Annotated in this window: 31 protein-coding genes and 3 pseudogenes; 8 read left to right on the top strand and 26 right to left on the bottom strand. The window is 36.0% G+C overall.

The window, feature by feature from the left end; genetic code table 11:
- Positions 1 to 20: 20 nt before the first annotated feature.
- The 14 genes from rplE to RHABOEDO_RS02340 all read right to left on the bottom strand — a co-directional run bounded on the left by rplE (position 21) and on the right by RHABOEDO_RS02340 (position 6,949).
- Entirely contained in the window at positions 21 to 563 is a 543-nt protein-coding gene (rplE, locus tag RHABOEDO_RS02405) for a 50S ribosomal protein L5 (RefSeq protein ID WP_215216809.1), read from the bottom strand.
- Between the two features lie 14 nt (positions 564 to 577).
- The gene (rplX, locus tag RHABOEDO_RS02400; protein WP_215216808.1) at positions 578 to 910 is read right to left on the bottom strand and encodes a 50S ribosomal protein L24; all 333 of its coding nucleotides are present in this window, start codon (positions 908 to 910) and stop codon (positions 578 to 580) included.
- 10 nt (positions 911 to 920) lie between these two features.
- Positions 921 to 1,292 (bottom strand): 50S ribosomal protein L14, encoded by a 372-nt coding sequence (gene rplN / locus RHABOEDO_RS02395; RefSeq protein ID WP_215216807.1) that lies wholly within the window; start codon positions 1,290 to 1,292, stop codon positions 921 to 923.
- A 39-nt stretch (positions 1,293 to 1,331) separates the two neighbouring features.
- Positions 1,332 to 1,595, bottom strand: coding sequence for a 30S ribosomal protein S17 (gene rpsQ, locus RHABOEDO_RS02390; RefSeq protein WP_215216806.1), 264 nt, complete (start codon positions 1,593 to 1,595; stop codon positions 1,332 to 1,334).
- 13 nt (positions 1,596 to 1,608) lie between these two features.
- Entirely contained in the window at positions 1,609 to 1,806 is a 198-nt protein-coding gene (rpmC, locus tag RHABOEDO_RS02385) for a 50S ribosomal protein L29 (RefSeq protein ID WP_215216805.1), read from the bottom strand.
- A gap of 15 nt (positions 1,807 to 1,821) precedes the next feature.
- Positions 1,822 to 2,241 (bottom strand): 50S ribosomal protein L16, encoded by a 420-nt coding sequence (gene rplP / locus RHABOEDO_RS02380; RefSeq protein ID WP_215216804.1) that lies wholly within the window; start codon positions 2,239 to 2,241, stop codon positions 1,822 to 1,824.
- 1 nt (position 2,242) lies between these two features.
- Positions 2,243 to 2,896, bottom strand: coding sequence for a 30S ribosomal protein S3 (gene rpsC, locus RHABOEDO_RS02375; protein ID WP_215216803.1), 654 nt, complete (start codon positions 2,894 to 2,896; stop codon positions 2,243 to 2,245).
- A gap of 10 nt (positions 2,897 to 2,906) precedes the next feature.
- Entirely contained in the window at positions 2,907 to 3,242 is a 336-nt protein-coding gene (gene rplV, locus RHABOEDO_RS02370; RefSeq protein ID WP_215216802.1) for a 50S ribosomal protein L22, read from the bottom strand.
- A gap of 6 nt (positions 3,243 to 3,248) precedes the next feature.
- The gene (gene rpsS / locus RHABOEDO_RS02365; RefSeq protein ID WP_215216801.1) at positions 3,249 to 3,551 is read right to left on the bottom strand and encodes a 30S ribosomal protein S19; all 303 of its coding nucleotides are present in this window, start codon (positions 3,549 to 3,551) and stop codon (positions 3,249 to 3,251) included.
- Between the two features lie 20 nt (positions 3,552 to 3,571).
- Positions 3,572 to 4,393, bottom strand: coding sequence for a 50S ribosomal protein L2 (rplB, locus tag RHABOEDO_RS02360; RefSeq protein ID WP_215216800.1), 822 nt, complete (start codon positions 4,391 to 4,393; stop codon positions 3,572 to 3,574).
- A gap of 22 nt (positions 4,394 to 4,415) precedes the next feature.
- A complete protein-coding gene (rplW, locus tag RHABOEDO_RS02355; RefSeq protein ID WP_215216799.1) occupies positions 4,416 to 4,754 on the bottom strand; it encodes a 50S ribosomal protein L23 in 339 nt (112 codons plus the stop codon).
- A gap of 2 nt (positions 4,755 to 4,756) precedes the next feature.
- Positions 4,757 to 5,380: a 50S ribosomal protein L4 gene (gene rplD, locus RHABOEDO_RS02350; protein ID WP_434062180.1), complete on the bottom strand. Its 624-nt coding sequence runs from the start codon at positions 5,378 to 5,380 to the stop codon at positions 4,757 to 4,759.
- A 61-nt stretch (positions 5,381 to 5,441) separates the two neighbouring features.
- Positions 5,442 to 6,086 carry a 50S ribosomal protein L3 gene (rplC, locus tag RHABOEDO_RS02345; RefSeq protein ID WP_215216797.1) on the bottom strand — a complete coding sequence of 215 codons (645 nt, stop codon included), beginning with the start codon at positions 6,084 to 6,086 and terminating at the stop codon, positions 5,442 to 5,444.
- 533 nt (positions 6,087 to 6,619) lie between these two features.
- The gene (locus RHABOEDO_RS02340) at positions 6,620 to 6,949 is read right to left on the bottom strand and encodes a hypothetical protein (RefSeq protein WP_215216796.1); all 330 of its coding nucleotides are present in this window, start codon (positions 6,947 to 6,949) and stop codon (positions 6,620 to 6,622) included.
- 105 nt (positions 6,950 to 7,054) lie between these two features.
- On the opposite strand from RHABOEDO_RS02340, the pseudogene RHABOEDO_RS10680 reads away from it, so the two are divergent.
- Positions 7,055 to 7,373 (top strand): annotated as a pseudogene (locus tag RHABOEDO_RS10680) (IS481 family transposase); the annotation flags it as partial.
- 235 nt (positions 7,374 to 7,608) lie between these two features.
- Here the strand turns inward: RHABOEDO_RS10680 and RHABOEDO_RS02330 are convergent.
- The 3 genes and pseudogenes from RHABOEDO_RS02330 to RHABOEDO_RS02320 all read right to left on the bottom strand — a co-directional run.
- Positions 7,609 to 7,884: pseudogene (locus RHABOEDO_RS02330) on the bottom strand (transposase); the annotation flags it as partial.
- Positions 7,881 to 8,294 carry a transposase gene (locus RHABOEDO_RS02325; protein ID WP_220017722.1) on the bottom strand — a complete coding sequence of 138 codons (414 nt, stop codon included), beginning with the start codon at positions 8,292 to 8,294 and terminating at the stop codon, positions 7,881 to 7,883. The gene RHABOEDO_RS02325 and the pseudogene RHABOEDO_RS02330, both read right to left, overlap by 4 nt.
- Positions 8,251 to 8,604: a transposase gene (locus RHABOEDO_RS02320; RefSeq protein ID WP_215217041.1), complete on the bottom strand. Its 354-nt coding sequence runs from the start codon at positions 8,602 to 8,604 to the stop codon at positions 8,251 to 8,253. The genes RHABOEDO_RS02325 and RHABOEDO_RS02320 overlap by 44 nt, the downstream gene beginning before the upstream one ends.
- 22 nt (positions 8,605 to 8,626) lie before the next feature.
- Between RHABOEDO_RS02320 and RHABOEDO_RS11410 the strand changes: the two genes are divergently transcribed.
- Together RHABOEDO_RS11410 and RHABOEDO_RS02310 are read left to right on the top strand one after the other, a co-directional pair.
- Positions 8,627 to 8,779 carry an IS630 transposase-related protein gene (locus RHABOEDO_RS11410; RefSeq protein WP_350339700.1) on the top strand — a complete coding sequence of 51 codons (153 nt, stop codon included), beginning with the start codon at positions 8,627 to 8,629 and terminating at the stop codon, positions 8,777 to 8,779.
- A gap of 38 nt (positions 8,780 to 8,817) precedes the next feature.
- Positions 8,818 to 9,141: a transposase gene (locus RHABOEDO_RS02310; RefSeq protein ID WP_220017720.1), complete on the top strand. Its 324-nt coding sequence runs from the start codon at positions 8,818 to 8,820 to the stop codon at positions 9,139 to 9,141.
- 117 nt (positions 9,142 to 9,258) lie between these two features.
- On the opposite strand, the gene RHABOEDO_RS02305 is transcribed toward RHABOEDO_RS02310, so the two are convergent.
- The 7 genes from RHABOEDO_RS02305 to RHABOEDO_RS02275 form a co-directional block, all read right to left on the bottom strand.
- Positions 9,259 to 10,272, bottom strand: a complete 1,014-nt coding sequence (locus RHABOEDO_RS02305) for an IS30 family transposase (RefSeq protein ID WP_215216525.1) — start codon at positions 10,270 to 10,272, stop codon at positions 9,259 to 9,261.
- Between the two features lie 53 nt (positions 10,273 to 10,325).
- Positions 10,326 to 11,075: a hypothetical protein gene (locus RHABOEDO_RS02300; protein ID WP_215217493.1), complete on the bottom strand. Its 750-nt coding sequence runs from the start codon at positions 11,073 to 11,075 to the stop codon at positions 10,326 to 10,328.
- 107 nt (positions 11,076 to 11,182) lie between these two features.
- Complete coding sequence (fmt, locus tag RHABOEDO_RS02295) at positions 11,183 to 12,112, bottom strand: methionyl-tRNA formyltransferase (RefSeq protein ID WP_215217492.1); 930 nt, start codon at positions 12,110 to 12,112, stop codon at positions 11,183 to 11,185.
- A gap of 7 nt (positions 12,113 to 12,119) precedes the next feature.
- Entirely contained in the window at positions 12,120 to 12,971 is an 852-nt protein-coding gene (gene lpxA / locus RHABOEDO_RS02290) for an acyl-ACP--UDP-N-acetylglucosamine O-acyltransferase (RefSeq protein ID WP_215217491.1), read from the bottom strand.
- Between the two features lie 32 nt (positions 12,972 to 13,003).
- Positions 13,004 to 13,471: a 3-hydroxyacyl-ACP dehydratase FabZ gene (gene fabZ / locus RHABOEDO_RS02285; protein WP_215217495.1), complete on the bottom strand. Its 468-nt coding sequence runs from the start codon at positions 13,469 to 13,471 to the stop codon at positions 13,004 to 13,006.
- Complete coding sequence (gene lpxC / locus RHABOEDO_RS02280; protein ID WP_215217490.1) at positions 13,471 to 14,331, bottom strand: UDP-3-O-acyl-N-acetylglucosamine deacetylase; 861 nt, start codon at positions 14,329 to 14,331, stop codon at positions 13,471 to 13,473. The genes fabZ and lpxC overlap by 1 nt, the downstream gene beginning before the upstream one ends.
- Positions 14,332 to 14,497: 166 nt before the next feature.
- On the bottom strand, positions 14,498 to 14,986 hold the full coding sequence (locus tag RHABOEDO_RS02275; RefSeq protein ID WP_215217489.1) for a DoxX family protein: 489 nt from the start codon (positions 14,984 to 14,986) through the stop codon (positions 14,498 to 14,500).
- 283 nt (positions 14,987 to 15,269) lie between these two features.
- Here RHABOEDO_RS02275 and RHABOEDO_RS02270 point away from each other — a divergent pair, with 283 nt between their 5' ends.
- Both RHABOEDO_RS02270 and RHABOEDO_RS11405 read left to right on the top strand, forming a co-directional pair.
- Positions 15,270 to 16,037 carry an IS630 family transposase gene (locus RHABOEDO_RS02270; protein ID WP_215217488.1) on the top strand — a complete coding sequence of 256 codons (768 nt, stop codon included), beginning with the start codon at positions 15,270 to 15,272 and terminating at the stop codon, positions 16,035 to 16,037.
- Positions 16,038 to 16,055: 18 nt separating this feature from the next.
- Positions 16,056 to 16,292 (top strand): annotated as a pseudogene (locus tag RHABOEDO_RS11405) (transposase); the annotation flags it as partial.
- A gap of 355 nt (positions 16,293 to 16,647) precedes the next feature.
- On the opposite strand, the gene RHABOEDO_RS02260 reads toward RHABOEDO_RS11405, so the two are convergent.
- Entirely contained in the window at positions 16,648 to 17,679 is a 1,032-nt protein-coding gene (locus RHABOEDO_RS02260; RefSeq protein WP_220017406.1) for an IS110 family RNA-guided transposase, read from the bottom strand.
- A 223-nt stretch (positions 17,680 to 17,902) separates the two neighbouring features.
- Here RHABOEDO_RS02260 and RHABOEDO_RS02255 point away from each other — a divergent pair, with 223 nt between their 5' ends.
- The 3 genes from RHABOEDO_RS02255 to rsmA are packed head-to-tail and all read left to right on the top strand — an operon-like array spanning position 17,903 to position 20,917.
- Complete coding sequence (locus tag RHABOEDO_RS02255; RefSeq protein ID WP_245397543.1) at positions 17,903 to 18,970, top strand: RsmB/NOP family class I SAM-dependent RNA methyltransferase; 1,068 nt, start codon at positions 17,903 to 17,905, stop codon at positions 18,968 to 18,970.
- Between the two features lie 55 nt (positions 18,971 to 19,025).
- Positions 19,026 to 20,069, top strand: a complete 1,044-nt coding sequence (locus tag RHABOEDO_RS02250; RefSeq protein WP_220017719.1) for a hypothetical protein — start codon at positions 19,026 to 19,028, stop codon at positions 20,067 to 20,069.
- On the top strand, positions 20,066 to 20,917 hold the full coding sequence (rsmA, locus tag RHABOEDO_RS02245; RefSeq protein WP_215217470.1) for a 16S rRNA (adenine(1518)-N(6)/adenine(1519)-N(6))-dimethyltransferase RsmA: 852 nt from the start codon (positions 20,066 to 20,068) through the stop codon (positions 20,915 to 20,917). Before RHABOEDO_RS02250 ends, rsmA begins: the two co-directional genes overlap by 4 nt.
- Here the strand turns inward: rsmA and RHABOEDO_RS02240 are convergent.
- Positions 20,886 to 22,160, bottom strand: a complete 1,275-nt coding sequence (locus RHABOEDO_RS02240) for a D-alanyl-D-alanine carboxypeptidase family protein (protein ID WP_215217471.1) — start codon at positions 22,158 to 22,160, stop codon at positions 20,886 to 20,888. The genes rsmA and RHABOEDO_RS02240 overlap by 32 nt on opposite strands.
- Positions 22,161 to 22,392: the final 232 nt, after the last annotated feature.

Below are 22,392 nucleotides of genomic sequence, written 5' to 3'. Positions count from 1 at the left end.
ATTTTTTCTCTCCCTCACCTTTATTCTGCTGTTTTAAATGGAAGTCCAAGTGATGTTAATAGCTCAAGACACTCTTCATCAGTTTCTGCGGACGTCACAAATGTGATATTCATTCCTTGCGTTCTCTTTATCTCATCTAAAATAACCTCTGGAAAAATCTGCTGCTCTTGAATCCCTAAAGAATAACTTCCTCTACCATCGCACTTAGGGTTAAAGCCGCGAAAATCTCGAATACGAGGAGAAACAATGTGACAAAAACGATCAAGGAAATCATACATCCTCTGCCTTCTAAGAGTAACCTTTACTCCAATTGGTTGATCTTCACGTAGCTTAAAATTAGCAATTGCTCGACGTGATTTTGTCAAAATCGGCTTCTGTCCTGATAACAATGCCATTTCCTTGACGCAAGCTTGCATCGCATTTTTATCTTTAGAAGCTTCCGCTATCCCCATGCTAATTACAATTTTCTTTAGCTGAGGAATAAGCATTAAGTTGGAATACTTAAACTTGTTTTGCAGTTCTTTTTTTACAACTTCTTTATAGCGTTTATGTAATCTAGACATTGTTTATCTTCTACTTATGAATGTTTTTTAACCTGGCGAAATTTAATTTGCTTATCCCCTTCCAAATAAAATAACTCTTTAGCTCCATCAGCTGCAAAGCGCACTTTGACCTTCACTGGCTGATTTTCTTTATTGCATAAAGAGACATTGGAAATATGAATAGGCGTTTCAATTTCTATAATCCCAGCACCCGGAGCTTTCGTTTGACGCTTAGCATGCTTCTTACGAAGATTCACCCCTTGCACTAAGATTCGCTCTTTATTTCGAGAAATCACTTCACCCGACTTTCCTTTGTCGTTGCCTGAAATGACAACAACAATGTCACCTTTCTTAATCCACTTACTCATAGATTCTCCCTTAAATCACTTCTGGTGCTAACGAGGTAATTTTAATATAACCTCTTTCACGCACTTCACGTGCAATAGGACCAAAAATACGCGTTCCTTGAGGATTTCCCTTGTCATCGATAATTACGCAGCTATTATCAAAAAAGGATAGTTGGCTTCCATCTTTACGAGAAATGCTACTGCATGTTCTAACAATAACAGCTTTAACTACTTTGCCCTTTTTAACAGTTCCTTTAGGATCAGATTCTTTTACAGCGCAAATAATTACATCGCCTACACCTGCACGAGGACGCTTAGAACCTTTTTTTATAATTCTAAAACAACGCACACGCTTAGCACCGGTGTTATCTGCTACTTCTAATTCGGTTTCTTCTTGAATCATGGCCTTTGTATTCCTAGTAATTTATGCATCTGTTTTTCATCAAAGCACTTGCAATACACGCCATCTTTTCAATTTTGAAAGAGGGCGCGTTTCAATAATTTTTACAAGCTTTCCGATCTCAACTTCTTCTTCTTCAACATGAGCGTAATAGATTTTACCGCGTGTAATCACCTTATTAAAATTAGGGTGCTTAAATGTACGATCTACACGAACCTTAACGGTCTTTTGCATTTTGTTAGAAACAACTACACCTTCTCTAACTTTACGCTTTGTGTTACATTTTTGATCTGCTTGTTTTTCCATTCTTTACCTACGTTTATGCCTTTTTCTCTTGAAGGACTGTCAAGACTCTTGCTCTATCTCTTTTTTTTAATCGAATTAAATGAGGTTTTTCCAATTTACGTGTTGTCTTTAACTCATTGCGCAACTCGAAAATCTCTTTAGATAAATCGGCATAAAGAGCTTGTAATTCTTCTTTTGATTGATCTCTTAATTCTTTTGCTTTTTTTGGCATTTGTAAAACCTTATTTTATACTCGCTCTACTCGTTCAACAAATCTAGTACGAAGTCCTAATTTAGCTGCCGCTTTTTTTAATGCATCTTGGGCATCTGTTTTAGATACTCCAGCTACTTCAAACAATATTCTACCAGGTTGAACAACCGCTATCCAATGATCTACTGCACCTTTTCCTTTTCCCATACGAGTTTCAGCTGGCTTTCTAGTTACAGGCTTATGCGGAAAAATTCGAATCCAAACTTGGCCACGGCGCTGAAAATGTCGATTAATGGCAACTCTACAAGCTTCAATTTGATTAGCTTTTATGTCGCCTCTTTCGAGAACTTTCATCCCAAATTCACCGAATTCTACAAAATTACCACTTTTACTTAAGCCGGAACGACTTCCTTTTTGAGTTTTTCTATATTTTGTACGAGCTGGCATTTGGGCCATGTTAGCCTCCTACTACTTTTGATCGATTTATCTCGTCTTCGCCTTTATTAATGCACACTTTGATTCCAATAGAACCATAAGTGGTTTCCGCTCTGGCTGTTGCATAATCAATATCAGCTCGCAGTGTATGCAAAGGAACACTTCCTAATATATACCACTCTACACGAGCGATTTCAGCACCACCAATACGTCCTGAAATTTGCACTTTAATTCCAATAGCTCCTGCATCCATAGTAGCTTGCATAGCCTTTTTCATAATTCTTCTAAAAGGGATTCGGCGCTCTAACTGTCTCGCTATATTTTCAGCTACAAGTTGCGCTTCAAGATCTGGTCTTTTAATTTCTTCAACTTCGATCCAAATCTCTTTTCCTGTTAACTTTCTAAGTTCTTGCTTCAAGATATCGAGTTCTGCAGCTTTTTTTCCAATAACCAAGCCTGGGCGCGCTGTATAAATAGTCACCTCTACTTTACCACTCATTCTTCTAATAACGATTCTAGAAGTACCTACGCAACAGGACTTTTTCATCAAGTGCTTACGAATCCTATCATCCTCTCCTAGTAAATCACCAAACTCTTGTTTGTTGGCATACCAAAGAGAACGCCATCTCTTATTTCTAATTAATCTAAACCCAATCGGCGATGTCTTTTGACCCATTATTTCCCCTCTATTCAGCAGCAACAGCTATTGTAAAATGACTAGTTCTTTTCATAATTGGATGGCTTCCACCTCTATTTTTTGGCTTGGCACGCTTTAAAACAGGGCCCACATCCACTCTCACTTCTTTTACAATTAAATCGCGCCTTTGAACTTGTAACTGTGTTTCTGCATTAGCAACTGCAGAGTTTAACGTCTTTTGCAGAAGCATTCCTGCTTTTAATTTACAAAAACGCAATTGTATTACAGCCTCCTCAACTTTGAGACCTCTAATTAAATCAGCGGCTAAACGCGCTTTTCTTGGACTAATTCGCACATAATTTGTTTTCGCATAAGCTTGTGGCATAAATTCTTAACCTCTTCCTGAAGTTGCAGATTTAGAACTATCTGTACTTTTTTTCGATCCATGTCCTTTAAACACTCTCGTCGGTGCAAATTCACCAAGGCGATGACCTACCATATTATCGGACACGAAAACACTAATAAACCTCTTTCCATTGTGAACATCAAAAGTATGTCCAATCATTTCAGGAAGAATCATGGATCGTCGTGACCATGTTTTGATAGGATTTTTTTTGCCATTTTTATTTTGTACACTTACTTTGTCTAACAAGTGATGGTCTACAAACGGCCCTTTTTTTAGCGATCTTCCCATATAAGCTTCAAACTCCCAATCTATTTCCTACGGTCTTTAACGATCATTTTACTAGATTTCTTCTTAGAACGCGTGCGGCGTCCCTTAGTATCTTTTGCCCATGGGGTTTGTGGAAGGTATCCATTATGTTTACCCTCTCCTCCTCCATGCGGGTGATCCACCGGGTTCATTGCTGTTCCTCGAACAGTTGGACGAATTCCTCTCCAGCGAGAGCGTCCTGCTTTTCCCTCAACACGTAAATTCCTTTCTGGATTGGAAACAGCCCCAAAAGTAGCTCTACAATTTTCATGAATGAGCCTTACTTCTCCAGATGGCATTTTTAAGTTCACATATCCATTATCGGCTTTTGCCATTAATTGAGCAGAAAGACCTGCTGAACGCACAAGCTGACCACCTCGCCCCGGATAGAGTTCAATATTATGAACAACCGATCCAAGAGGCATATGCTTTAGACGCATACAAAAACCCACATCAAATCGCCCTTGATCATTTGTTGCTATTACAGCACCTATTTTTAATCCCTGTGGAGCTAAAATATAACGCTTTTCTCCATCAAAATAGTTCAATAGAGCAATAGCAGCTGTTCGATTAGGATCGTATTCAATAGACGCTACTTTAGCAGGTATGTTTTCTTTATCTCTTTTAAAGTCAACAATGCGATAAAAACGCTTATGACCACCGCCTTTATGCCTACAAGTAATGTGACCATGGTGGTTACGGCCATTTGTTCTTTTTTTCTTTTCAATTAAAGACTTTTCAGGCTTTACACAGCTTAAAGCTTCTTGCTTGGTTAAAACAAGATGACGCTGCCCTGCTGTAGTGGGTCGAAATTTTTTTAACATAGTGATTCCAAGGCTCCTTAGCTTAACCTTTATCCTCAATATTATCCCCTGGCTCTAAGGAAACAATGGCTTTTTTAAAACCTGCTTTTTTTCCTAGACGTCCTCTTACACGCTTCGCTTTGGGCTTAATAGTAATTGTATTCACAGATGTAACTTTAATTTTTTTATCGATGTAAATCTTTTCAAGAGCTTGCTTGATCTCTTGTTTATTCGCTTTTTTTGCAACTAAAAAAACATACTTCGGAGTTTTACATTTCCTAACAGAAGGATTACTCTCATTGGATTGTAATTTTTCCATAACTAGTGCTTTTTCTGTTATATGACGAGATAATATAACATCGTAAGGACTCTTTTTTAACATAATTAACCCTGTCCTCCCAATAGAACTTTTAACTGATCTACAGCCGAATTCATCACAATCAGATGTTGATTAGCAATTACGTCATATCCATTTACAATAGTTAATGGAAGAAATCTCAATCCAAGAATATTACGAGCACTTAAAAATAGCGTATGATATTTTTCTAGCAATATAGTGCTCTGTCCTTCATCACCGCTCTCAGCTAAAAAAATAATCTTTTTATTTTCTAAATCTCTTGCCTTTAAAAATTGCACAACTTGTTTTGTTTGCGGCTTATTCATTTCTGCAAATTGCAAAACATGCAGAGAATCATTCAATACTTTTTCAATCAACAATTGACGAATGACAGCACGCTTCTCTTTTTTGTTCATTTTTACGTGCTGATCAAATTTTGGCCTAGGAGCATGAACACGCCCTCCTCCTTTATACTGAGGAGCACCCAAATAACCCTGCCTTGCTCTACCAGTACCCTTTTGAGGATGAGGTTTTTTACCGCTATGATTTACCTCTGCTCTTGTTTTTGTATTTGCGGACCACTGACGAGCGTTTGCGCGCAGAGCTGTAACATAATCTTTAATCATTTGCGTATTTGCAGCTGGACTGAGTAGTTCATCATCGATTTCAATTTTTCCTACTTCTTTACCAGATAAATTATATTCCTTTAGATAGGCCACGACTATAACTCCCTTACGCTTTCTTTTTTGCTTTTGAGATATAAACTAATCCATTGCGCGGCCCTGGAACAGCGCCCCCGACAAGGATAACATTCTTTTCTAAATCGACTTTTACTACACGCAAATTCTGCGTGGTTACCATTTCGTTTCCCATTCGACCCGACTTTTTTTGTCCTGGCAAACAACGACCTGGCGTAGAACGCATACCAGTTGAACCACCATGACGATGAAACCCAGAACCATGAGAAGCAGGGCCGCCTGCAAAATTATGACGTTTCATAACCCCTTGATGACCTTTACCTTTCGAAATACCAGAAATATCTACGTAGCTAATCTCATTAAAATAGCTTACATTAAGCTCTTGAGCCACTTGAAAGTCTTCTACATTCTCTACTCTAGATTCTTTTAAAGAAGATCTTGGCTCTATTTTTGCTTTTGCAAAATGGCCTTGTAGTGGTTTAGAAACATTTTTAACCTTTGAAGGTTTAACCTTATAAGCCGCTAGCTGAACAGCATTATAGCCATCTTTGCCTTGGCTACTTTTAATTTGAGCTATGACATTAGGCTCTACCAAAATCACTGTGCAAACAATTTGATTACCTTGAGCATCAAATCGCATTGTCATTCCTTTTTTCTTTCCCTGAAATTTTAAAGTCATACTTTTTCCTTATTATACAGATTATCGCCGCGAGTGATCTCTTTTAAAGGCACTGTTATAAACAGTAACATCAGAATGAGAGGTGTCTGACAGCAACAAGGAGTATACGCGCTTATGAATGCTTTGTACTTTCTTGCTCTTTAAGCCTTTAATTGCGGCTTAAGCAAGGAGGCTACCAAAAAGCTGATTTTTTCCTCAACGTCTTTTTTACATTCTTTGCTTTTTATCTAGGCAATAGCCAAGAAATGATGAGCAAAGAGAAAATAAACCCTAAAACAAAGAGCAAAAAGCCCCATTCCCTAAGTTTCAATCTTTTTCTCTTAAGATCCATAAGCAAATCCATTTTCTTTTAAGGAAAATTTTCCCTTATTGAGAAGAGAGCACATTGTTATCATATAGATGAGCAGAAATTTTTAAAACTAAAATACAACTACATTAACGCAAGTATTGAACCATCTAACTTCTTGAAGTTCTTTTTAAGCACTCCTAAAGAAATTTTTACGGATATTTCCGCTATTTTAAGCAAAGAGATCCTACATTTTTCTAGGATGACAACTTAAGGCGTAATGCAAATAACCTTGATACCTCTCCTGAAAAAGATAGAACACTTGAGTAAAAAGGTAAAAAACTTCATTTACTTTTTCTAGTCGCTTTTGCAGATCGGAAGAAAGAGAAATTAAAACGGCTAGCTTCTTAGCATCATTGAGCAACTCTACTCCACTTAAAAGCTCTTCTCCCACATCATAAACATCTAATGCCCTTTCATGATATTTCTGCTGAGGCAAAAAACACTTAGATGCTTGAACCTCTAAAAAAAGAGCATCCAAACCCAGCCAAGATGGATCGGTATTGATTGACGGCAATTTATGCCTTTTTTGAAAACATTCCTAAATATCGGGAAGAACTGCAGCCTCTTTTATCTAGGAAATTTTGCTTAGTTAAATCTTAATTTAAAAACAAACGAGTATAACGGCATCCAATTTACCCATAGGCAACAAGATTTATATGCTTTTACACACATTTTCGATCGAGTATGTGATGAAAACCAGATAGAGCATCGGTTAACAAAAGTAAACCACGAAAAGATACCACTACCAAACCCATCAGCAGTTAAAAGAGCATTTATATAATTTTTTAAATGCCTATAACTTTGCGAAAAGATTGAAAGCTGTAAAGGGATTGACACCATTTGAGCATACTATCAAAAGTTGGCAAAAAAAACCAAAAAATTTTAGAATTAACCCAATCCATCACACTTTGGGACTAAACATCTTAAAGAAGGGCTAAATAGACTTTTTAGTATCCTCATTTGCATTCGAATTAAGATTTTGAATATATAAATATTTTTACACAAAAGATAACACGTTTTTCAAAAAAACCCTAGTTATGCAATTCTTAGATCTGAAATCAAACCAGTATATTTCTATAAAAAATCATACTTAATTTAATATTAGCGCTCTATCTTATTTATTTTATTAAATCGACTCTATATTAATAGCGCCACAGCTTTCTTAAGTTAGCTCTAAGAGCCTGTTTGAAATCTTTTCAAAAGTAGAGCAATAAAAGCAAGAACCACCATATTCAGGCTTGTATGTAGTTTTCTTTCGCAATTTTTCCATAGCCTGCGACATTTTTCTATCCACGCAAAAGAACGCTCTACAACCCATCTTTTGGGAATAACTGTAAAAGTATGAAGTGTATTTCTTTTGGCTATTTGTACTATACATCCTAATATCTCCTGCACACTCTTTGCAAATTTTTCTCCAGAATATCCTCCATCTGCTAAAACATTTTTTACACCGAACAACGGAAGCATGTCTTTAACCAAGAAATCGTTCTCTCAACGACCCAACGTTGCTTTTCAAGGTAGCAACTGCCTTTTATCTTATATCCCTTAGTGTTTCTTTTCCGAGCTATCAGAGGAAAAACCTCATGGGAAAGAACATCGATACGTGTTTGCTCTGAGTCATAACCTTTATCTGCTTCAAGTATGGGTACTTTTCCCTGATTCCATGCTTTTTTAATGAAGGGAATGACTTTCCTAAGCAGAGGGATCACTTGTTTTTTCTCATCCCCGGATGCTAATGTAAAAGTGATTGCAAGAGGCTTTCCTGATTTTTCTACCAGTAAATGCGATGTCACGCCTTTACCTTTGTAGCCATAATCAACTTGCTCTCCTCCTCCGCGTCCGCTGGAAAAAAAAACCATCTACAGAGAGTCTCTGGGCATCAATACACCCCAGCTGTTCGGCAAGCTTAAGCAGCTCTTCTAAAAATTGATCTAAAAATCCAGCAGATTGCATTCTTCCAAGCCATGCGTGTGCTGTTGAGGGATGAGAAAACTCCTTGTTTCTAGGTGCATCTTTCCAAGGAGCTCCTGTCCGAAGCACCCAGAAAATAGTATTCACTACAGGTCTCCATGGCGCTAATTTTCTTCCATAATGGTTACGATTTACCCATTTTTCCATTTGAGGTTCGAGTATTTTAAACTGTTCTTCATTTAATCCTTGCTTGCTCATGTCATCTGTCTTTAGTTAAAAAATAAAAAGATCTGGTATCATAGCGAAAATTTATATTCAATTCAAGATAGGTTCATTGCAAAGCATTTACGCTTTGAAAAGACTCAAGATTACAAGAAAAAAAAGATTGCGTTTTATAAGGAAAGGAACGCGGAAGCAAGAGCGGAATATCTAAAAAAGATAGAGGCAATTTCTCCTGAAAAAAGGGTCTATTTGGATCAGAGCGGAATCAGTCAATATGTGCATAGGCAATATGCGAGGAGCGCGAGGGGAAAACAAATATTTGGAGGAATTTCAGGAAAACGATTTGGTAGACAGAGTGTAATTTCGGCACTACAAGTGAAGAAATTGCTGGCACCGATGTGTTTTGAAGGAACTTGCAATTACGAAATGCTCTTTCTCCCGCCTTATTCACCGGACTTAAATCCTATCGAAAAATATTGGGCCAATATGAAAACGAAAATCCGAGAACTTTTACCTACTGTAGCTAATTTATCCGAAGCCTTAGATCAAGCTGTTTTATCAATGTCGATTTAAATAACTATAGGTTCATACTCATGTTATTCATCATTTTAAGCTGAAAATAGACTTTTTGGAAGGCCCTTTCAACCTTGAAGTGCACAAAAAAGAACATATAAATACTTGAAAAAACATCTATTGTGCACCCGAGCATAGCATGTTTGTAGATAATCTCGTAAACACTTCTAGTGGAGTTTCGAAGTTGAGAGCCTTTCTAGGTCTGTTATTTAGTAAAGTTTCCACCCTTTCTATATCCTTGGAAGTCGTATCTAAAAAGCTTTGTGTTTTAGGAAAATATTGCCTAACTAGTCCGTTTGTATGCTCATTTAAGCCTCTTTCCCAAGAATGGTAGGGCGTTGCAAAGTAGAAGTCTGTCTCTAGCTCGAAACTAACCATTTGGTGATAGGCAAATTCTTTTCCGTTGTCTGCTGTTAATGTGTGTACAAAATCTTTGATAGGTTTAAGTTGTTCAATTAACGCTTGACTTACTTCCTCTGCAGTTTTATGAGAAACTTTGGCGAGCTTAGTTAGCTTGGAAGTTCTTTCTACCATTGATACAATTACGCCTTTATGTCCTGCCCCTATGACTGTATCTAGTTCCCAGTCTCCTAAACGAGTCTTTTTTTCTACAATACAAGGCCGTTGCTTAATATCTATACGACCAGGCATGTTCCCTCTTCCAGAAGCTCCCTTTCTCTGCTTGTTATATTTTTTCCCTCGATGACGGAGCTCTCTATAAAGCTGTCCTCCCTGTCGTTTATCTTTCCAGATATGATTATAGATGGTCTCATGACTAACATGTTCTTTACCATGTCTTTTAAGCCATCCGGATATTTGTATAGGGCTCCATTGCAACTTGATTTTTTCTTCAATACGGGTAACTATTTGAGGAGTCATTTTTTTATTGGGCTGAGAATTTTTTCTAAGAAATGCTTTTTCTTGAGCTTGCTGATGACGGTATCCTCGTTGCCCTTTATTTCTCTTAAGTTCCCTACTAATAGTGCTATGATGAACTTTTAGAATGTTTGCTATTGAGCTAGATGTATCTCCTCTAGCTTTTAAAATATAAATCTGACATCTTTGGTCATAGGTTAGGTGATGGTAGCCTTTAGGCAAGGTCTCTCCTTGTGTTTGATTGTTAAAAATCACAATAGAGATTCTTTCATCGCCTGCCTATTCTTTTTTTAATTCTTCTGTGCACTTCAAACTTGAAAAGACTGAATATGTTTATTAAATAATGTGCTTAATACAGAAACTGTACTAAGTTTTAAGAAAAAGTTTTTATCTAAAGGCTTGTAACCTTTAAAGCGTTCTAGCAAGGGGAGAGCCCCTAGAGAGAAAACAGCGACGTGTCCTAATATGGAAACGGTTTTTTTCCAACTAGCTCTAGACACAAGACGCCCTTGTGCATATTCTTCTTGCAAGTTATTAGCATCACTTCCTAAACGTGAAATTGCGCCTAAAACAGTCGCAATACAATTTCCTATTTTTATTGCTGACATATACTTATTTTTTGAAGATATAAACCCAAGAAGATTCAAAAGCGTTATGATATCAACCGCACTAGCACACAATCCAGTTCCTTGATCAATAACCGTTTTCAAAGCTGTGGCTGTAAAAGTTCTTTCTTGCTCGATTAGTGGAACTAAAGCATTTCTTGCTTTTACTAATTGCGTACAAATTCCTGAAAAACTTAAGAAACACTTTGCCTGCTTGCTAAAGGCAGCTACTTTTTGAGCTGTTTCGAAACCTTTAAAAGTAGATTTGTTTTTACACAAAACGACAGCCCATTCGCTAAAAACTTGAAAAAGCTTAGCTAAATCCTTTGGCTCATCCCCGTAGCTTTTAAAAAACTTAAAACCAATTTGCATTGCCTTATTAAGCCCTATCTTTTCAGACACATGCCATATATATTGAACTGGTAAAGCAACAATTTTAATAGGAGAAGTCATAATAACAAACCTTGATTTAATGGATTTTAAATTTAAAAGGAATATGATTATAGCTTAAGTAAAAATAAATATCTATTAGAAAGTAGCATATTTAAAAAAAATTTTTATCAAATAATTTTTGGGTTTTGAAGACCATTAAAGCAATCAGATGCTGACATAGCTCGTTTGCCTTCGAGTTGCACTTCCAGAAGACGCAATATTCCTTGTCCGCAGACAACCTCTACTTCTTTACCTAATGTAACAAGAGAACCCGGGTTTTCTGAGGATGGGAGATTTTCTGGAAATGCGCGTAGGATTTTAAGGCGCTTTTTTTGATTTTTTATCTCTAATATGCAAAAAGCACCCGGGGAGGGGGATAAAGCTCGAATGCGGTTATGCAATAGATGAGAATCAAGATCCCAGTCAATTTCTTTTTCTTCAGCAGATATTTTTGGAGCTAAACTCATTTGAGAATGATCTTGTGGGATTCTTTTTATAGAATGATTTCTAAATTGCTCAATTACTTGTAAGATCATTTCTTGAGCTAATACACATAACTCTTTTTCAAGCTCACCATGAGTCATTTCAAAAGGAATAGGGATTTTTTGCATAGATATGATATCCCCTGCATCCATTTTTGGAGTCATTTCAATAATAGAAATACCTGTTTCTTTTTCTGCATTTATAAGACACCTTTGCATAGGAGCAGCTCCCCTATATTTAGGGAGCAGACTTGCATGGATATTAATACATCCCAAAGAAGGGAGGTCTAAGACTTCTTTTTTTACAATCTCTCCATAAGCCACCACAATGAAAAGATCAGCTTGTAGACTTTTAAGTTGTGCAACAAATTCTGGAGAAGAAGCTTTTTCAGGCTGAAAGATAGGTACATTTAATCGAATTGCGGTTTGCTTTACCGGAGGGAAAGAAGATTTTAACGATCGTCCTGTTGGACGATCGGGACGCGTAACAACAGCTATTACATTAACTTGATTTTGTACAAGATAAAATAAAATTTGCGCAGCAAAAGAAGAGGTGCCAAAAAAAATGATTTTCATTGAAGAGCTATACTCTCTCTTCAATTAACTCTTCTAGTTCATCGAAGTCTTCTTCGACTAACTGTTGAACCGATTTTTGAAATCCAATTAATCCTCTCTGAGAGCTGCGACAAAAACTGATCCAGTGCTGAATGTGGATAGTTGGTTCAATTTCTCTATGAATCCGCTCTAATGCTTTAGAAAGACGTAATTTAGCTCGGTAGGTAATTTTAAAAGCCCTTGATAAAGCCTTACGATCTTCTAGAGAAAACCCATGGCGCCTTAAACCAACTAGATTCAATCCACCTAGCTTATAAGGAGTTCCTGCTCCAATGGTATAAGGAGGAACATCATGTGTAATCCGACTAAATCCTCCTACCATTGCATACTTTCCTATGCGTGCAAATTGATGAACAGGAGTCATTCCTCCAATAATTGCATGATCTTCCACAATTACATGACCAGCTAACATGGCATTATTTGCCATAATCACTTGATTGCCAATTTGACAATTATGAGCAATATGGCAATACGCCATAATTAAGCAGCCGTCTCCTACACTTACTACAGAGCCTTCTTTACATGAGGAATTAATTGTGGTAAACTCTCGGATTTCACAATATTTTCCAATGACAACAAAAGTTTTTTCCCCTTTAAATTTTAAGTCTTGAGTTTTTGTGCCAATACTTGCAGATGGCCATACAATTGTTCCTTTTCCAATTGTGGTATAACCATCAATATAAGCATGAGACTTAATAACAACATGATCTTCAAGCGTAACATTTTTTTTAATAATCGCATACGCTTCAATTGTAACATTCCTACCAATCTTTGCACCGGGCTCGATGATAGCAGCAGGATGAATATTTGACTGAGACATGAACTTCCAATTTTAATGTTTATTATTTAAGGCTAAAGCTGATCTTTATCAAGTAACGCAAATCCAATTTTAGCTTCTGTTACTACTTTCTCATTTACTATTGCGCATGCTGAAATTTTCCCCCCACTTCCACTTAAGTGTAGCATGGATACTTCTAGCCTTAACATATCGCCTGGGACAACAGGTTTGCGAAACTTTGCATCTTGAATATTCAATAATACAGCTGTTTTTGCATGAAATCCTTTTTTGTAAATTAAAATCCCTCCTGTTTGAGCCAAAGCTTCCAATACAAGAACGCCGGGCATAATGGGAGCATCAGGGAAATGACCTTGAAAGAAATGTTCGTTAAACGTAACACTTTTTTGTCCAACGATCCGATTCTCATCAAGGCTTAAGTGAATGATTTTATCAACGAGCAAGAAAGGATAACGATGGGGCAAAATTTTGGCAATTTCCTTAATATTCAAAACGATATTTTGCTCTGAAAGGGCTTCACTCATCAAAAGTTCTCCATTTTAATTTGATTATATAGCAATTTAGCAAAAAAATTATTAGAAGTATGTCCAGAACGAATAGCGATAATATGTGCTAAAAAGGAAATAGGTATAAGAGAAAGATCCCCTATTAGATCTAAGATTTTATGACGAGCCATTTCATTTGGATAACGCAGTCCTTCTGGATTAATCACTTTATTTTCCTTTACGAGAATTGCATTCTCTAAACCGCCTCTTTTAATAAACCCCTTTTCCATCATAGGAACTACTTCTTCATAAATAGAAAAAGTGCGACAAGAAGCAATTTCTTTAACAAATTCCTCTTGGCTTAAAACAAACGTATGAAACTGCGTACCAATTCCTAAACAATGAGGATAGTGCAGAGTATAACTCAACCGATACTCATTAGCTGGAATTGCAATAATCTGAACCTGTTCATTGGACCAGAATATAGGTGATTGCAAAGAAAATATTTTTTTTTCTTCACTTAACTCTATTATACCTGTTTCTTCAATCAATTGAGAAAAATCTTTAGAACTACCATCCAATATAGGAACTTCTGGACCGGAGACTTGAATGAATACATTATCAATTTCGTGAGCACGCAAAGAAGCGAGTAAATGTTCAACCATTTGTATAGATGCCTTTTTGTTACCAATTATGGTACATCTAGGAGTACTGTATACAGAATCTAACGAAGCGATAATCTTAGGCGCATTCAGCAGATCCGTGCGCTGAAATACAATCCCCTGGTCTGCAAGAGAAGGATGAAAAGTCAGAGTGGTTTCTTGTCCGGTAAAGACCCCTATTCCTGAAATAGATACACTTTTTCGAAGAGTGCGTTGTTTTCTTTCAACAATCGGCATAGTTAGAACAGAACTCCTTAATAGCTTACAGGGGAAAGACAACAGATACCTCAAAAATTATTTTTAAATTCTAATTTGCTAAATGAGCAAAAAAGTTATTTTATTACTAAAAAGCTACCCAAAGGGTATCATTTTCTTCAAGCGGATTTTACAAAAGTAAAATTCTCTAAACATCATCTATTTTTGGCGGAATAATAGGATCATGACGAATAATTACTTCTTTTTTTCTTCGATTATACCCCATCAACAATAAAAGCCCTCCTAGTATACTTAAATGTTGTAAAAACAAGGTCATTTGCGATGCTCGCTCAATACCTGATGCAAGCCAAAATGGATAAAAGACCAGTATTGTCCCTAAGACCATCAAAACTAAAATAAAAGCTGCAAAGCGAACAAAGAGCCCTAAAAAAATACATACACCTCCTAGGAACTCTATAATTGTTTGCATAAAGAAGGCAAGCGATGACCTACAAAGAATCATTTCTAATCCTTGTTTTACCCACTCCTTTTGCCCACCTATCACACTTAAATTATGTATAGCAGTTATAAACTGCTGCTCTGCTCCTTGCCAATCAAGTAATTTTTGAAAAGCAGTTGCTATAAAAATTAAACTAATACAAACCCGGCCTAAAAATATAATCGTGGATCGAAACATAAATACCCTTATCATTCTTTTTTTATAAAAATAATTACAACTCTGAGCAAAGTCAACTAGTTTTCACAAGAAATTTAATCTAAAATGGCTTATATAGTAGTGCCAATTCAAACGGCTAGCTTAATGGGGTTCAAGTCAACGAATTGAAACTTGTCATTAATCCTATATTTTTCTATACGATTGAATCGGAACTACTATATACTAAAACCCATTAAAAAAAAGACATTATAAGCGCTAAACTTATTGAAAGTTTCTAATGAATTGAGATATAAATTTTGTTCATATGCAACTAAAAGCGAACTTTATCACAAGAAACCAAAAAGATATCCTTAAAGCCCGTCACCGCCATGAACGGGATAAAAGGCTATGCGATAGAGTCAAATCTATTTTATTGTTAGATGAAGGGTGGACATACCCACAAGTAGCACATGCTTTACTCCTCGAGGACGATACGATAAGACGTTATTATAAAATCTATTCAGAAGACGGAAAAGAAGCCTTACTAAATTTGAACTATACATGGAAAGCTTGCTGGCTCAGTCAAAATCAGCTTGAGCAACTAAAAATCTATGTAAAAGAAGAAGCACCCCATTCGGCTAAACAAGTCATTAATTTTGCCAAAGACCGCTTTGGAATATGTTATACGCCATCAGCTATGGTTTCTTTACTGCACCGCTTAAACTTCACCTATAAAAAGCCTAAGCTGATCCCTGGAAAAGTGCATGAGGAAGCAAAAAAGCTTTTTTCACAAGAATTGGAAAAAGAATTCGCTCAAACAGATCAACTGCTTTCTCTAGATGGGGTTCATCCTCAACACAATTCGAAACCCTCTTATGGATGGTATGAAAAAGGATCTAAAGCTATATTGCTAACGAACACAGGACGTAAACGTATCAATATCAATGGAGCTTTAGATGTAAAGCGCTTAGAATTTACAACTCTTTCTTCCAACTCTATCAATGCGCAATCTGCTCTTGATTTGTTTAAAAAATGGGAAGAAAAGTATCCTTTTGCACAAAGAATCGTGGTTATATGCGATAATGCTGCCTAATATAGGTCAAAAACCGTTGCAAATTACCCAAAAACATCCAGAGTAGAAATCAAATTCTTACCTCCTTATTCTCCCGATCTCAATCTGATTGAACGCCTTTGGCGATTCATGAATAAAAAAGTTCGCAATAATCGATATTATGAAAAATTCTTAGATTTCAAGACGGCAATTTATGCCTTTTTTGAAAACATTCCTAAATATCGGGAAGAACTGCAGCCTCTTTTATCTAGGAAATTTTACTTAGTTAAATCTTAATTTAAAGATAAACGAGTTCTCTAATTGCACACAAGGGGAATATAAATTCTCTTAATTCTTCATAAGCTCTCCGAGCCGATATTTTGCTTGCAAAATAAAAGGCGTTTTTTAAGATCTTAGGACAGCAAAGTTTAATGCGGGAGATAAGTCCAGGGTTCTCTGCGGAGTCTTTTTGAAGAAAACTATTTTAGATTCTTCGCTCCATTATGCTATCCGAAATGAAATGGGCAAGACAATGTATATTACGGCTTCTAAGAGCCAACTCATTTGTCGTCTTTACCTATTTCTTCGGTTTTCTCCTGCAAAAAATTTTAGTCACTTTTCCTAATGTTTTTATTTCTAAAAAAATGCGTTTTTAAGCTGCCTTTGGCTCACCGTAAATAAATTCTTTTTGTTCAATCAGCATCTTATGCATAATTACGGATAACTTTCTACCTACTGCTAAGGCGGCTTTCTTCATTCCTTTTTTTCTCATGATTTTTAATCCCCAAGCTTTTAGCTTGCTCCATTTCTTACTTCGTGTCAGCATTACTATTCCGGCTTCAACTAATAGAGATCTAAGTTCACTGGATCCACATTTTGAAATTCTTCCCTGTCTTTGCACCTCTCCGGAGGCATACTGTTTAGGCGTCATACCAAGATAGGCTCCTACTGATTTAGAATCGTTAAAACGAGTGGGATCAAAAATTTCTGTTTTATAGGTTAATGCTGTTACAGGTCCTACGCCAGGGATTGTCATAAGCCGTTGTACTTCTTTATCTTGACTGACCAGCTTAAGCATTTCTTTATCCAGTTTTTCTACTTCCTCAACTACCTTATCAAAGGTATTTAATAGAGAGGTTATGCTCAGAACAATACTTTTTTCCTGTTTTTCTATCTGCTTTACAACCACAGACGAAAATCTTTTGGATCCCACAGATCCCAATCGTATTCCGTAACTTTTAAGCAAGCCCCTTACAGTATTTTTTAACTGCGTTTGCTGTTTAATTAGCGCTCTTCTGGAAACTAACAAAATGCTTTTTTCTACTGAATCTTGGGGCTTACAGTGTACTCGTGTATACATACCTGATCGAAGGGCTTCTGCGATTCCTCGTGCATCATTTTTGTCTGTCTTATTTATTTTCAAAGCAAGAATCGTACTCAGCTTCCTTGCATCCATACATAGGGGATCTATAGCTCTTTTTCTAAATCCTGTGACTAGGTAATGAGATAAACATCCACTTTCAAAGCCAACAACGATTTCTTGAAAATCTCTTTTGGAAAAATAATCTGCTAGTAAATCAGGATCTGTTTTTTCTGAACCTTCATGGACAATCTTACCTTGTTCATTTAATACACAGATAAAAGTTCTTTTCATTGATACATCTAATCCAATATAATGCTTCATAGGTTGCTCCTCATTTTTTTTGCTCTTTAATGAGCGGTTTTGAGATTTGAAAAAATCTCGTTTATATTGGAGAGTTTAACCTACTCCGTTTAAGGAGCAACCCCTTCTTTGTGTGCAATTATGGCATGTATACTAGCAAAAAAACTAGTTTAATTTAAAAATGACAAAGAAAATCTTTCGAGAACATCATCTACTTGCTATTCTCTCTGAGTATGAAAACCAAATGCTTCCCTTAGATCGTTTCCTAAAGGAATATTTTCGTTTTCATAAAGCCATAGGTTCTAAAGATCGGAAGGTCTTATGTGAAAATATTTATTCTATGGTAAGGTGGAAAGGTCTGTTGGATTATTTATGTAATAAGCCTATTTCATGGGAAGCTAGATACCAAAAACTTATTCAAATAAAACCGGATCATTTTTTTGATAATACACAGATTCCCTTACATATACGCTTAAGTTTCCCCAAAGAACTCTTTTCTTTGATTGTAGAGAGTTTAGGCGAAGAAAAAGCTCGTTTTTTTTGTCGAGCTAGTAATTCTATAGCCCCTATAACGGTAAGAGTTAACCTGTTAAAAACTTCTCGAAAAAATCTATTAAAAACATGGGAAAAGGAATTCGCTGCAACTTGTGGCTCGTTTCACACAGCGATTATTTTACCCAAAAGAGTCAATTTTTTTACTCTTCCCGAATTCAAAATGGGTCATTTTGAGGTGCAAGATGAAGCAAGCCAGCGTCTTGCAGATCTAGTTGCGGTTGAACCAGGGCAGTTAGTGCTCGACTTTTGTGCAGGAAGCGGCGGAAAATCTTTAGCGATCGCTCCTAAAATGCAAGGAAAAGGACAGCTGTTTTTACATGATATTAGAAAGCACACCCTAATCGAAGCTAAAAAACGTTTAAAAAGAGCCGGCGTACAAAATGCTCAATTGTTGCTTCCTGATTCTTCTCAAAAAAAATCTCTATATGAAAAATTTGACTGGGTATTAGTTGATGCTCCTTGCAGTGGGACTGGTACAATGCGGAGAAATCCCGATATGAAATGGCGCTTCACTTCAAAGATGTTTCAGAAGACACTAGAAGAACAAAGACTGATCTTTAAGCAGGCTTTGCGTTTTGTCAAACCAGGAGGTCATATCGTATACATGACCTGTAGCGTATTACGATTAGAAAACCAAGAACAAACTCAATATTTTAAAAAAACTTTTTTATTAAACACTATTTCTTCTTCTTTTAGCACTTTGCCTTTGGACTCAAAGGATCCTGATGGATTCTATGGGCAAGTCTTTGTAAAATAAGCTAACTTTAGAATATACTTATAAAAACCAGACTCTTTATTAAGGATAAAAAATGATGAAATCACTGATCTACTTCCTTTTACCCCTTTTAGGATCGTTCTCTTCTACATGCTATACTGCAGAATTTTCGGAATATCCCATCATCTCTGAAGAAACGGGACAAATAACCATTCATAATCGGATTTTAACCAAATTTAACAACAAGACTTATTCTGTACTCGACGTAGTTAAAAAAATGGATATGATCTTTGATAGCCATTATCCCCAATTCGCACATTCTAAATTAGCTCGCTATCAATTTTATAATGCACAATGGAAAGATACTCTACAAAAAATGCTCGACCAAGAATTAATTTTATTAGATGCAGAACGAATAGGAGTTAAAGCAACTGATGCGGAAGTAAGAGAGGAATTACTACGCAAATACGGCCCAAATGTAATGATCTCTTTAGATCGCTTAAAATTAAGTTATGAAGAAGCACGTAAAATGGTCTCTGAGGATCTGATTGCAGAAAAAACGTTGTATTTCAAGGTATATTCTGAGGCATTGCATGTAAGACCTAATGACATCAAAGAAAAATATATAGCATACTGCGAAAAGAATCCTGCATCTCAAAAATGGCGCTATCAAGTGCTAACTATTCATTCTGAGAATGAAAATATCTCTCAGGCACTAGCACAGTTAGCTTTTGAGCTTCTAAAGGAGAAAAGAGATCTTCAAGATATTTCTAAAGATCTGCAATCAGAAAACCCCGACACTACTGTTTTATTTACCCCTGAAATCATAAGCGATGATCAATCGATTTCTCAAACTCATAAGATGGTAATAGAAACATTAAATCCTGGAGATTTTAGCGCCCCTATTTCTCAAGTGAATAAAGATCAATCTATTGTACATCGTATTTTCTATCTCAAAGAAAAAGATATGATAAATAAACCAGAGTTTCCTAAATTAGCGGAAAAAATTAAAGATGGGTTGATTCAGGAATCTATTGCTCTACATTTATTAAACTATATGAAAAAATTAAAAGTTCGTTACGGTTTTTCAGAGCAAGATCTGAATATAAATTCCGACTTTAAACCTTTTTCTTATCAATGAGCATTTATAAACCCTCTGTGCTTAAAGAGTTTTTGCGCTTCTTTCATATTCACGCTAAAAAAGCGCTCTCTCAAAATTTTCTCATTGACGGCAATATCGTACGCAAAATTATAGATGCAGCTCAAATACAAGCAGGTGATGTGGTCTTAGAAATTGGACCAGGACCTGGCGCTCTAACAGAAGCATTATTAACAAAAGGGGCTATTGTTACAGCTATTGAAAAAGATTCTGTATTTGCAGAGCAATTACATCGTTTGCAAGATTTAGGAAATTTAACAATAGAAAAAGAAGACTTTTTATTATTTGATTTAGAAAAATTTTTAGACTCTAAAAAAAATAAAATCAAAGTGGTTGCAAACCTTCCTTATCACATTACTACCCCTATTTTACTAACACTACTTCCCCATTATGATAAGATTGATGCTTTAACCTTTATGGTACAAAAAGAATACGCTGATCGAATGATTGCTTCCTCAAAAACTCCTCATTATAGTCATCTCTCTTTACTTGTAAGTTTTTTTTGTCAAGCAAAACTCCTTTTTACCATTAATCCAAGTTGTTTCTTCCCTAAACCAAAAGTCAGATCTGCTGTTGTGCATTGCAGGTTAAATCCACCTGCTCTAAAAGATGATATAGACGCATTTTTTTTTCTAACTCGTAGTGCTTTTCAACAGAAAAGAAAAATGTTACGCTCGTCTTTAAAACCCCTAGCTTCCAGTAAGTTCGTTGAACAGGTTCTTCAAACCATGCACCTTCCTATAACTGCAAGACCAGAAGAACTTAATTTACAAGAATTTATTTCTTTATTTACACAACTTAAGCGCGTCTGTTTACCCAAACAAAACTAAAAAATAATACCGCTATTCCTAATCCCAACATAAGTAAAGACATTGACCTCTTTAAGTTGGTGCTCCAACTTAGACATTTGTCTAAAATTTGATAATAAAAAGTAGAGTTTACTTTTTCCATTGCATATAAAGGATAGACATCTAAAACTTGACTGTTTTGATCATATAAAGACAGTGTTGCTAATCGCTGTCCTGGTTGAATAGGAAAAGCAATAGGCTTCCATTCCAATTCCGGTTTTATCAATGGTTCCTCTGAAGCGTAATAATGGATCACTACATCTTCGTGTAAAATGGCTTTAATCGGGCTTTTACTCTTCTTTTGTATGGTGCTAAATACATCAAAATTTTTAGAAAAGAGAGTCCTTTTGATTTTTGGTTCATTAAATCCTGCTTCAAAAAGAGCAATGGTATCTCTATATCTCTGTTCTAACTTATCGCAACCCATAAGCACTACTATCATTTTTCTATTTTGATCTGCTGCTGCTGCTACTATAGTATACCCTGAGCTTGCAGTGTATCCTGTCTTTACCCCTATTGCCTTAGGGTAATAAAACTTACCAGGCTTTAGTAAAGAGTTATGTTGGAGTAATTCTGCTTGTGGTTGTTTATTACTAGCTGGCTTTAAATAATTTATAGTTTTAACCACCTCACAAAAAAATAATTGCTCTAGAGCTTTTTTTGTCAATAAACACATATCATAAGCAGTTGTTTTATGATGAGTATGAGTTAATCCATGAGGAGTGGTTAAAGTTGTTTGCTTACATCCCAGAGATTTTACATATTCATTTAATTCTTCCATAAACTGCGGTATGTTTCCAGATACCCATTCAGCTAGTGCGTTTGCCGCATCATTCCCCGAAGAAAGCATCAGTCCATAGAATAGATCTTTAGCAGAAACCAGCTCTGCTGCTTTTAATCCCATAAGCGATCCACCAAATTCAAGACGATAGGGTGGATGAGCTCCTAATTTATCTCTTCTCGCTTGAGGAGAAACACTACTAACCGCTTCTTTTGAAATCTCAACCATTTGATCTAATCGATCGCCCCGTTTTTCTAAAGCGTATAAGGCTGTAATAACTTTGGTGATACTAGCCGGATATAAAGGCAAATCAGCATTTTTTTCGTAAAGAATAGCTCCTGTTTCTGCATTCATTAAAACAGCAGCTTTTGCGGAAATATCAACTTGCAGAGCAGTATTAGCTAATCGGCTGATTAATATAAAAAGAAATATAAATCGCATCATATAAAAATATTATTTCTCTCTTTTTACTTTAAACGATCTCTTAAATTTTAGCTTGATCTAATTGAAAGTCAATTAGTTTTACTAATATTTATAAAGCATTTTCTATTGCTAAATTCAAACAAGTCACAAAAAAATCTTCGCAATCTCTTTAAAAAAAGTAGCTAACTACGCAAGATGAGGATTTTATGACACCCTCATAAATAGAAGTTCTAACATGAGATAATACAACTAA

Origin of the sequence: Candidatus Rhabdochlamydia oedothoracis (genome assembly GCF_019453995.1) — a bacterium.
Lineage (GTDB): Bacteria > Chlamydiota > Chlamydiia > Chlamydiales > Rhabdochlamydiaceae > Rhabdochlamydia > Rhabdochlamydia oedothoracis.
This window is presented reverse-complemented; position numbering and strand designations above follow the sequence as displayed.